9 protein-coding genes and 1 pseudogene are annotated in these 10,340 nt (G+C 65.7%); 4 read left to right on the top strand and 6 right to left on the bottom strand.

The window, feature by feature from the left end; all coding sequences use genetic code 11:
* Positions 1–91: 91 nt before the first annotated feature.
* The 5 genes from OXS31_RS22745 to OXS31_RS22725 form a co-directional block, all read right to left on the bottom strand.
* Positions 92–1,429: an MFS transporter gene (locus tag OXS31_RS22745; protein ID WP_267402225.1), complete on the bottom strand. Its 1,338-nt coding sequence runs from the start codon at positions 1,427–1,429 to the stop codon at positions 92–94.
* 67 nt (positions 1,430–1,496) lie between these two features.
* The gene (locus OXS31_RS22740; protein WP_267402223.1) at positions 1,497–2,375 is read right to left on the bottom strand and encodes an SMP-30/gluconolactonase/LRE family protein; all 879 of its coding nucleotides are present in this window, start codon (positions 2,373–2,375) and stop codon (positions 1,497–1,499) included.
* Between the two features lie 52 nt (positions 2,376–2,427).
* Positions 2,428–3,360, bottom strand: coding sequence for a 3-keto-5-aminohexanoate cleavage protein (locus OXS31_RS22735; protein WP_144957870.1), 933 nt, complete (start codon positions 3,358–3,360; stop codon positions 2,428–2,430).
* A gap of 44 nt (positions 3,361–3,404) precedes the next feature.
* On the bottom strand, positions 3,405–4,193 hold the full coding sequence (locus OXS31_RS22730) for an SDR family oxidoreductase (protein ID WP_267402218.1): 789 nt from the start codon (positions 4,191–4,193) through the stop codon (positions 3,405–3,407).
* Positions 4,190–4,906: a GntR family transcriptional regulator gene (locus OXS31_RS22725; protein ID WP_108576241.1), complete on the bottom strand. Its 717-nt coding sequence runs from the start codon at positions 4,904–4,906 to the stop codon at positions 4,190–4,192. The genes OXS31_RS22730 and OXS31_RS22725 overlap by 4 nt, the downstream gene beginning before the upstream one ends.
* Positions 4,907–5,001: 95 nt before the next feature.
* Between OXS31_RS22725 and OXS31_RS22720 the strand changes: the two are divergent.
* A pseudogene (locus tag OXS31_RS22720) lies at positions 5,002–5,457 on the top strand (LysR substrate-binding domain-containing protein); the annotation flags it as partial.
* A gap of 5 nt (positions 5,458–5,462) precedes the next feature.
* On the opposite strand, the gene OXS31_RS22715 reads toward OXS31_RS22720, so the two are convergent.
* Complete coding sequence (locus tag OXS31_RS22715) at positions 5,463–6,296, bottom strand: IclR family transcriptional regulator (RefSeq protein ID WP_267402215.1); 834 nt, start codon at positions 6,294–6,296, stop codon at positions 5,463–5,465.
* An 84-nt stretch (positions 6,297–6,380) separates the two neighbouring features.
* On the opposite strand from OXS31_RS22715, the gene OXS31_RS22710 reads away from it, so the two are divergent.
* The 3 genes from OXS31_RS22710 to OXS31_RS22700 all read left to right on the top strand — a co-directional run bounded on the left by OXS31_RS22710 (position 6,381) and on the right by OXS31_RS22700 (position 10,322).
* Positions 6,381–7,193: an enoyl-CoA hydratase/isomerase family protein gene (locus OXS31_RS22710; RefSeq protein WP_108576238.1), complete on the top strand. Its 813-nt coding sequence runs from the start codon at positions 6,381–6,383 to the stop codon at positions 7,191–7,193.
* Complete coding sequence (locus OXS31_RS22705; RefSeq protein WP_267402208.1) at positions 7,190–9,277, top strand: acetate--CoA ligase family protein; 2,088 nt, start codon at positions 7,190–7,192, stop codon at positions 9,275–9,277. Before OXS31_RS22710 ends, OXS31_RS22705 begins: the two co-directional genes overlap by 4 nt.
* A gap of 217 nt (positions 9,278–9,494) precedes the next feature.
* The gene (locus tag OXS31_RS22700; RefSeq protein ID WP_267402206.1) at positions 9,495–10,322 is read left to right on the top strand and encodes an ABC transporter ATP-binding protein; all 828 of its coding nucleotides are present in this window, start codon (positions 9,495–9,497) and stop codon (positions 10,320–10,322) included.
* Positions 10,323–10,340 lie beyond the last annotated feature (18 nt).

Below are 10,340 nucleotides of genomic sequence, written 5' to 3'. Positions count from 1 at the left end.
AAGCAGGAAGGGGGAGGTAATCGATCGCCTGTTTCGGTCCACTTACCTAGTCGAAGGTCGCGGGGCCACGCTAGCGAGCTCATAAGCGAATTCAGCTTGGCTTAATGGGCTGCGCTATAACTGTAGGCTTAGCCGGTGTCCGGGTACCCAGCTGCAGGAGCGCACCGCCCAGAGCGCAGCCCGCCATCAGGAAGAAGCAGGAGACGTAGCCGCTCAGGCTGGTCCAGCCGCCTCCCGCACTGATCAGCCAGCCCATCAGTACCGGCGCGATGCCGCCGCCAATGAACATGGCGGTGGTGATGATGCCATTGGCGGTGGACGTGGCCGACGGCAGCGCGGCATCTGAGGCGACGGCGTAGTAGATGGGCCAGACGGCGTTGGCCACCAGGCCGAACAGCAGCTGCACCAAGATGATCAGGGTGATGCTGCTGGCGAAGTAGAAGGCAGCGACGCTGGCGGCCATCCACAGGCCGCAGATGATCAGGGTGATCTTGCGCCCGATGATGTCCGAGAGGGTAGGCCAGATCAGTTGCCCGAGAATGCCGGTGAGGGCGAAGACCACGCTGAGGCCGGCCGACTCGGCCAGCGACAGTTTGGCGATGTTGTAGAGGTAGGCCGGCAGGACGATGTTGATGCCCATGTACACCACCTGGGTCAGCAGGGTATTGCCAGCGGTAAGGGCGATGTTGCGATTGCTCAGGGTCGCGGTGAAGGTACGCCACGCCTGGCCCTTGGCGACCTGACCGCTGGGGGTGAGGTCGGGTGGGGTGAGTCTCTTGGCTGCCATGTCCGTATACAGCGCGGTAATTCGCTCGGCGGTGGAATAGCGCGACCAGAACACCATCAGGGGTACAGCGACGACAAAGGCGAAGAAGAAGACATAGCGCCAGTTGTCTTCGCCAAAGGTGGTGAGCACGAAGCTGGCCACCAGGCCGCTGAGCAGCGCGCCTATGGGGTAGCCGGTGTGGTGGGCGCCCAGGGCGAAACCGCGGCGTTCCACTGGCCACCATTCGGCGGTATTGCTCACGCCGACCGGCTCGCCCCAGCCGGCGCCCAGGTTTACCCCGATACGCAGGGCGACGAAGCTGGTCAGGCTATGGCTCAGGGCCTTGAAGCCGGAGAAAAACGACAGCGCGGTGTAGCCCAGCACCAGGGGTACCTGGAAACGTGCGCGCTTCCAGCCGGCACCATGGCGGTCGCTCCACATCGCCCCCGGGATATCCAGCAGGGCCAGGGCCAGCATGATCAGGGTGGCGATGGTGCCCCAGTCATCGGGGGTGAGGTTGAAGTGCTTGGAGATGGTGGGCCCCAGGCGCAGGACGATTTCGCGGTCATAGGCGTTGAGAATCCAGATCAGCCAGCAGACCAGTAGGGAAACCCAGGAATAGCGGTGGATCTGGCGCAGCGAGGCCTTGTTTGCAGTGTGCATGAGTGTGCTCCGGGCGCCAGCGAGGCGCCCTGTCAGAACCTGAAGGGTTTGGAAGCGGTGGGGTGGGTCAGGCGGCGAAACGACGCTCCGCGATGCCGCGTACGCCCAGGTCGTGTATGGCAAACAGGGCACCACGCAGCTGGCCGTCGCCGGGGAAGCGTGGCAGGGGCGGGCGAGCCATGGACGTGACATAGAGAACGTCCAGCTCGGGCCCGCCGAACATGACGCTGGTGACCTTCTTTACCGGCATCTCGATGATCCGGTCCACCTGGCCATCGGGGGTGTAGCGCACCAATTGCCCGGCGTAGACCAGGGCCTGCCAAAGGTAGCCTTCGGCATCCACGGTGGCGCCATCCGCGGCACCGCCGCCGGCGGTGTCGATCCGGTTGCGCGTGCGCCGCTCGCCTACCGTGCCTGTTGCGGTGTCATAGGCATAGGTCCACTGCTCGCCGGTCCAGGTGTCGGTGAAGTACAGGGTGCTGCCATCCGGGCTCCAGCAAGGTCCGTTGGAGCAGATGATGCCTTCGTCCAGGACGTGCAGTGACAGGTCCGGGTCCAGCCGGTAGAGCCGGCCTGAGGCGCTTTCTTCGAGGGTGTCCATGGAGCCGAAGACGAAGCGTCCCTGGCGATCCACCTTGCCGTCGTTGAGGCGATTGTGGGGCAAGTCGGGCTCAGGAGCGTGGATGAGCGTCAGTTCACCGCTGGCCAGATCCAGATCGTGGATGCCGCCCTGCAGGGCCACCAGGGCGCGATCGCCCTCGCGGCGCAGGGCCATGGAACCGATCTTCTGGCCGACGTCCCAGGCCCGCAACTCGCGGCCGTCGGCGGTGCAGCGCAGGATGCGGCCGTCGAAGCTGTCCAGCCAGTACAGGCGCTGCTGCTCCACGTCCCACAGCGGCCCTTCGCCAAGCGTGGTCTTGAGGTCGGCGACGATCTCGATACGCATGATGTTTCCCTCTCTGTTGTTGTTTTGTGGGAAGCGCGGTCTGGTGGGCGGGCTAGAAGTCGACGGCGTTACGTCCCTTCAGCCCCAGGAGTTCGCGGGCCTCATCGGGGCTGGCCACCCGGCCGCCGAGTGCCTCGACCACGGTGCGGATGCGCCGGACCTGGTCGGCGTTGGAGGCGGCCAGCTTGCCCGGACCGTCCCACAGCGAATCCTCCAGGCCGACCCGTGCGTTGCCGCCCATGGCCAGGCCCATGGTCGCCAGTGGTATCTGGTTGCGTCCGGCGCCGAGTACCGACCATAGATAATCCGCGCCAAACAGCCGGTCGGCAGTGCGTCGCATCTGCATGAGGTCCTCGGGATGCCCACCGATGCCGCCGCGCAGGCCGAACACCGACTGGATGAACAGCGGCCGCGGCAGCAGACCGCGCTCGAGGAAGTGGGCAGCGGTATAGAGGTGGCCGATGTCGTAGCACTCGATCTCGAAGCGCGTGTGATTCTCGCGGCAGGCCTCGAGGATGTGGGCGATGTCGCGGAAGGTGTTGCGGAAGATGCGGTCGTCGCTCTCTTCCAGGTAGGGCCGTTCCCAGGCGTGCTGGAAGTCCTTGAAGCGGCCAAGCATTTCGTAGAGGCCGAAGTTCATCGAGCCCATGTTCAGCGATGCCAGCTCCGGCTTGAGCTGCAACGCAGGTTGCAGGCGCTCTTCCACGCCCATGGTTGGAGCGCCGCCGGTAGTGAGATTGATGATGACGTCGCTTTCCCGCTTGATGCGTGGCAGGAAGCGGCGAAACAGCTCCGGATCCTGCACCGGCCGACCATCCTCAGGATCGCGGGCATGAAGGTGGACGATGGCGGCACCGGCGGCCGCGGCGCCCAGGGCGGCGTCGGCAATCTGTTCGGGAGTGACCGGCAGATGCGGCGACATCGACGGGGTATGGATGGCACCGGTGACGGCGCAGGTGATGATGACGGGACGAGCGTGGGCCATGACACGGGTTTCCTGTGAATTGTTGTTGTGGAAACGCTGGGACTTCAGAGGTACTCGACGTTGCCGTCCACGCTGATCGCCTGGCCGGTGACGTTGCGCGCTGCAGGCGAGCAGAGGAACAGCGCCATGGCGGCGACGTCTTCGGCGGTTACCATGCGCCCCAGGGAAATCTTCTTCAGGTATTGCTCGCGCATCTCCGCCTCCGGCAGGCCGAGCTGCTCGGCACGCGCGCGGATCACACCCTCCATGCGCGGTCCTTCGACGATGCCAGGGAGCAGGGCGTTGACCCGGATGTCGGCCGCGCCCAATTCGGCCGCCAGGGACTTCATCATGCCGACGATGGCCCACTTGGTGGCGGCATAGGGCGTGCGCCAGGCATAGCCCAGGCGGCCGGCCACCGAAGCGATCTGCAGCAGATGGCCATGGTCCGATTCGCGCAGCAGCGGCACGGCGTGGTGAGCAAAGCGGTACTGGGCGGTGAGATTGATGTCCAGGGTGCGCTGCCAGTCGGCTTCGTCGATTTCGTCGATGCCTGCCGTCGGACCGGCGATGCCGGCATTGTTGACCAGCACGTCGAGGCCATCCCAGTGGTCGCGCTGTGCGGCGAAGACCTGGGCAACGTCCGCGGCCACGGCGACATCGGCACGGGTGGCAAGGGCGGTGGGATGGCGTTCGCGGAACGCTGTCAGGGCCGTTTCGCTGACGTCACAGACATGGACTTGGGCGCCGGCTTCCAGATAGGCCGCGGCCAGGACTTCGCCGATGCCGGCGGCGCCGCCGGAGATCAGTACCCGCAGGTTGGGGTAGGGGATGAGTCGATCGAGTACGCTCATGCGCGTTTGCCTCCGTTGCTCTTGGAACCTTCGCGCTGGACCAGCAGGCGGCCGAGTGAGTCGGCTGCCTGCATGATGTCGTCCGCGACAGCGGCGCGGGCGGCGGCGCCATCGCGGGCCTCCAGGGCGGCGACGATACGGGCGTGGGCCTCCATGGAGCGCGCGAGATGAGCCGCTTCGGGCGCCACCAGGGCGAAGCAGGGACCCATGTGCAACCAGAAGGTCTCCACGGCGGCCACGATCAGTTCGGCACGGGCGACGGCGTAGATGCGTCGGTGGAACGCGAAGTTGGTCCAGAGGTAGCGGGGCACGTCATGGTTGTCCACGGCCTGCTGCATGTCCTGGTAAATGGCGTCGATCTGCGTCAGGTCGCTGGCTTCCAGGCGCTGGATACAGCGCTCTGCAAGCAGCCCTTCGAGGGCAACCCGGGCGTCGCGGATCTCGCGCAGGCGCGCCGCCGTCATCATCGGCACACGCAAGCGGGCTGTGCCCGATACCTCGAAGGCGTTTTCCGCACTCAGACGCTGCAGCGCCTCGCGCACCGGCATGGGGCTGGAGCCCAGAGCCTCGGCCAGGCCACGGATGGTAAGTTTCTGACCCGGTTGGAAGCGGCCGCTCATCAGGGCTTCGCGCAGCTGGCGGTAGACCTGGTCCTGCAGGGTGGCGCGAGCCACTTGCCGCAGTGCGGGAAAGGCGAGGGGGGCGTCGGACATGACCGGCTCCTTTCTTGTTTTGTGAGATGAAATATGTGATCACAAAAGCTTTATGTCAAGGGCTAGCCCGAACCTATTGAGAGGCCTTCGAGGTACGGCGACTGTTCAGCGAACGCATGGTGCTGGTAGGGCCGCCAGGCGAAGCCAGTCGCTCGCAGCGGCTGTCCGCGCTAGGCGAGGTGCCACTGATTCTGCCCGGGCTGCCACTCAGCAATAGACGTCTGGTTGAGCAGGTGGCGGCGCAAAATACGGTTCCCCTGAACGTAATACTGGAAGTAGAAAGCGTCGGCCTGACCAAGAAGCTGGTCGCCGCGGGGCAGGGCTATTCGATCCTCGCCCACGCCGCCGTGCAGCAGAATATTGACCGCGGCGAACTGGTCGGTCACGAGATCGAGCGGCCTGGCATTCGCTTGACAGTGGCGCTGGCACGGCTCAAGGAGCTTCGTAGCAGTCGCCTGGCCCTGAGCTGGAAGAAGATCGTGCTTGAGACGCTGGAAGAGCTGGTAACTGTTGGCGCTTGGAAAGAAGCCACTCATTGGCTGGGCCATTGAGAAGATCAGGCCTGTGAGGCTCTGTGCGCCTCTTTGATCGCAGCTGCCAACTCCATCAATACGCCTGAGTAGCGCTCCTCGATCTCCGCCAGCGATAGCGGCGTGGCCAGGCTGATATTGAGGGCATGACTGCGATAGCCGGGTAGACCCAGAGGCGTCGCAATGGCCACCACTTCAGGTTGCCAGGCGGCCAGGCAGTAACCCTTGCTGTGCACGCTGGCGATGGCAGCGCGTATTTCCTGTTCCAGTGGCACCCCACGGGCCTCGCAGCGCCGCGCGCAAAAGGTGGCGATCAGGGTTTCGCGCTGGGCTTCGCCCAGGCCGGCAAGGGATGCGCGGCCGAGGGAGGTGATGTCCATCGGCAGGCGCTGGCCGACCAAGACGTTGCGCGGCGTCTTGCGCTGACTCAGGCGGATCGATTCCAGGTAAATCATCTCGTCGCGGTCCGCCGCCGCCAGGCTGACGTTGACCTGGTGTTCCCGCGCCACTTTGATCATCAACGGTGAAGCGGCCTGCAGGAGGCTGCTGCCCTGGTACATGGCATGGGCCAGGCCAAGGAAGGTCGGGGCCAGGCGGTAGGCGCTGCGGCCGCCGTCGTAGTCCAGGAAGCCGGTACGTACCAAGGTCTGGGTCAGGCGGCTGATCGTGGACTTGGGCAGGCCGAGGAGGTCGCTGAGGTCACCGTTGGTGAGGTATTCGGTCCCCGGACGAAAGGCTCGCAGCACGTCCAGGCCTCGCTCCAGCGAGCGGTTGGCGGGCGCCTTGCCCTGACCAGGCAGATCGGCGGTGTACAGCTCGGCGCCAGCGTGTTCCACCTGGTGGAATGCGTCCGTTGTCATGACAGGTCTCCTCGCGCAGATTGATTTCAAGCCTGGCGCAGATCCGGGCAGCCAATCAACCCAAGAATAAGAGAGAGGCCACCCATGACGACAACTCCCGAATCCGCGACTCCCATCGAGCTGTCGGTGACCCAGGGCATCGCCACCCTGACGCTGAACCGTCCCGAGGCGCGCAACGCTATCAGCGATGACATGCGCACCCTGCTGATCGAGCACCTGGAGCGCATCGCCGCCGACAACGAGATCAAGGCGCTGATCCTGACCGGTACCGGCAAGGGCTTTTGCGCCGGTGGCGACATCAAGGGAATGCAGGCGCGCATGAGTGCGCCGGCCGGCTCGGTGGCCTTCAACGGCTGGAAGCGCCAGCAACGGGTCCACCACGCCGTGTCGCTGCTGCACAACCTGCCCAAGCCGACCCTCGCTGCGGTCAACGGCGCCGCCACTGGCCTGGGCTGCGACATGGCGCTGAGCTGCGACTTCATCATCGCCTCGGAGCAGGCATCCTTCGCCATGAGTTATATCGCCCGCGGCCTCATCCCCGATGGTGGCGGTCTCTACTTCCTGCCGCGGCGGGTCGGACTGAGCCGGGCCAAGGAACTGATCTTCAGCGGTCGCACCGTCTCGCCAAGCGAAGCCGAGCGCATCAGCATGATCGACCGGGTGGTGCCCCATGACGACCTGCTCCCCGCGGCCCAGGATTGGGCGTTGCAGCTGTCGGCCGGCTCGGCCACGGCGCTGGGCCTGAGCAAATCGATCCTCAACAATACCTTCGAACTGACCCAGGGGCAGATCTCGGCCATGGGCAGCCAGGCCCAGGGCATCTGCTACACCTCTAGCGAACACCAGGAGTCGGTCGCTGCCTTCCTGGCGCGCAAGAGCAATGGTGGCCAACGATGAGCGCTCTCGACCGTCTGCTCAGTCCGGCCAGCGTCGCCGTCATCGGCGCCTCGGGCGATGCCCGAAAGACCTCTGGCCGGCCCATTGCCTTCCTGCGCAAGCACGGTTTCCAAGGGCGCCTGTATCCGGTCAATCCGCGCTATGAGGCGATCGACGGCCTGCGCTGCTATCCGTCCATCGCCGAGCTGCCCGAGGTGCCCGACGTGGCGGTCATCCTGCTCGGCGCCGAGCGCGCCAACCAGGCGGTAGCCGAATTGGCGGCGCTAGGCTGCGCCGCGGCCATCGTGCTGGCGGGTGGCTATGGCGAAACGGGGGAGAGTGGCATCCGCCGCCAGGCCGAGTTGCAGGCGGCACGCGGCAGCATGCGTATCCTCGGTCCCAATACCATCGGCCTGGTCAATGTCAGCGAGCGCATCACCCTGTCCGCTAGCGGCGCCTTGGACATGGACGCCCTGCTGCCGGGCAAGGTAGCCCTGGTGTCCCAGAGCGGTGGCATCCTCGGCGCCTTGCTCTCCCGCGGCGTGGCGGCCGGCATCGGCTTCTCCAAACTGATCTCCACCAGCAACGAGGTGGATCTGGACGTCGCGGACTTCGTCGACCATCTGGCCGACGATCCGGCCACTGCAGTGATTGCCCTCTACCTCGAAGGCCTGCGCGACACTGCCAAATTCACCCGCGCCGTGGGTCGCGCCCGTGCTGCCGGTAAACCGGTGGTGGTGTTCAAGGTCGGTCGCTCGGAGGCCGGCGCCAGCGCCGCCGCTTCCCATACCGGCGCCCTGGCCGGCTCCGATGACCTCTATTCGGCCTATTTTCGCCAGCTCGGGGTGATCCGCGCCGAGACCTTCGCCGACCTGCTGGACATTCCCTTCGCGCTGGCCTGCGGCCGTGTCATGCAGGGCACCCGGGTGGCCATCCTCACCTCCACTGGTGGCGCCGGCACTCTGATCGCCGACAACCTCGGCGTGAACGGCTTCCAGACTCCGCCGCCTGGCGCGGAGACGGCGGCGCGGCTGCGCGCCTTGGACGTCGGGGATCAGGCGGTGCTCGACCGTAACCCCATCGACCTGACACTGGCAGGTCTGCAGCCCGAGGTCATGCGCGGCGCCATCAGCATCCTGCTGGAAAGTCCCGATTACGATGCGGTGATCAGCGTGGTGGGCTCCTCCGGCGTCGCCCAGCCGCACCTGATGGCCGATGCCATCCGCGACAGCCTGGCCAGCTCGGAGAAGCCGGTGCTGGCCTATATCAGTCCCCATGCTCCGGCAGCGGCGCAGCGCATCAACGGCTCGGATGGAGTGGCCTTCAGTGCGCCCGAGAGTTGCGCCGGCGCGCTCAAGGCGCTGGCCTTGCAAGGCAGCTTTGCAAGACAGCGGCTGGGGCTGGTCGGCGCTGCCCCCTCGGCCGAGCCGGTGGCTCTGGCGGACCTGCAGCCAGGTCCGCTGGACGAGGCGCGCAGCAAGCAGCTGTACGAGACCTTCGGCATTCCGGTGACCCGCGAGCGGGTAGTGGCGGACGCGCGCCAGGCCGAGGCGGCCGCCCGCGATCTGGGTGGCGAGGTGGTACTCAAGGTGCTTTCCGCCCGCATCCCGCACAAGAGCGAGGTGGGTGGCGTGGCCCTGCGGCAGCGGCCCGAGGACATCGGTGGGCGCCTGGAACGGATGCGCGACGAAGTGACCGCCCAGGTCGGCTTCAATCCCGAGGCGTTCCTGGTGCAGGAGATGGTTAGCGGCGGCGAGGAGTTGATCCTCGGCTTCATCCGCGATCCACAACTGGGTCCGGCCGTGCTGCTGGGTATGGGCGGGGTGACCGCCGAGTTGTTCCAGGACACCACCCTGCGCCTGCTGCCGGTGACCCTGGACGACGCCCGGACAATGCTCGCCGAATTGCGCACCTATCCCTTGCTGGACGGCTTCCGCGGCCGTCCCAAGGCCGATGTCGAGGCCGCCGCGCGGTGCATTGTCGCCTTCTCGGACATGGCCCAGCGCCTAGGCGAGCGACTGCAGGAGGCCGAGATCAATCCGCTGCTGGTCAGGCCGCAAGGGCAGGGGGTGGTTGCCCTCGATGGCCTCACCGTTCTGAGCTAAGCAGACGCTGTTCCACAGGATGGAACAGCGCCATTGTCGCCCCGATTCACCCTTGCATAATCCAAGAACGCTTCATTTCTGACTCATAACAATAAGTAGGTCACTATGAACAGCTTCCCGTCCTACCTCCCATCGTGTGCATCCCTACCGTCTGGCGCCGTCGCGTCGTTCATGAGTCCTGAACCCGACGCCACGTCCTTGAACCGGGAGTAACGCCATGTCCGCCGTACTGAAGAACGCCACCCCTCGAGAGCCGATCGGCAGCATCGCCCCGGCGCCCACCGTGATTTCCTTTCGCAACGTCGCCAAGGCCTTTACCGTCAAGGGCGTGGCGAAACAGGCTTCCCATAGCATCAATGTCGACATTCAGCAGGGCCAGGTGGTGACCATCGTCGGTCCCTCCGGCTGCGGCAAGTCGACCATGCTCAACATGGTGGCCGGGCTGTTCGCCCCTACCGAAGGCCAGGTGCTCTATGGCGGCCAGCCGGTCAAGGGCATCAATGGCCGCACCGGCTACATGACCCAGAGCGATCACCTGCTGCCCTGGCGCGACGTCGCCGGCAACATCGCCGTGCCGCTGGAGATCCGCGGCGTGGGCAAGGCCGAGCGCCAGGCGCGCATTCGCGACCTGCTCGCCCTGGTCGGCCTGGAAGGCCACGAGAAGGCCTATCCCAGCCAGCTTTCCGGCGGCATGCGCAAGCGCGCCGCGCTGGCCCGGCTGCTGGCCTACGATCCCGAAACCCTGCTGATGGATGAGCCCTTCGCGGCGCTCGATGCCCAGTTGCGCATGCGCATGCAAACCGAGTTGTTCAAGCTCAGTCGGCAGCTCAAGAAGACCGTGCTTTTCGTCACTCACGACCTCGACGAGGCAGTCGCCCTGGGTGATCGCTGCCTGATCTTCTCTGGCCGTCCCGGCACCATCGTGCGCGACGTGACCATCCCCCTGGGTGACGAGCGCAACATCCTGCAGCTGCGCAAGGACCCGCGTTACCACCAGATCTGCGGTGACCTCTGGGAATTCATCACCCCGAGCCAAGACGCCTGAGCGGCCCACCCCTGGAGA

Source organism: Pseudomonas sp. GM_Psu_1, assembly GCF_026544185.1.
Lineage (GTDB): Bacteria > Pseudomonadota > Gammaproteobacteria > Pseudomonadales > Pseudomonadaceae > Chryseomonas > Chryseomonas oryzihabitans.
The sequence above is the reverse complement of the archived record's forward strand: the minus strand, read 5'-3'. Positions and strand labels throughout refer to the sequence as shown.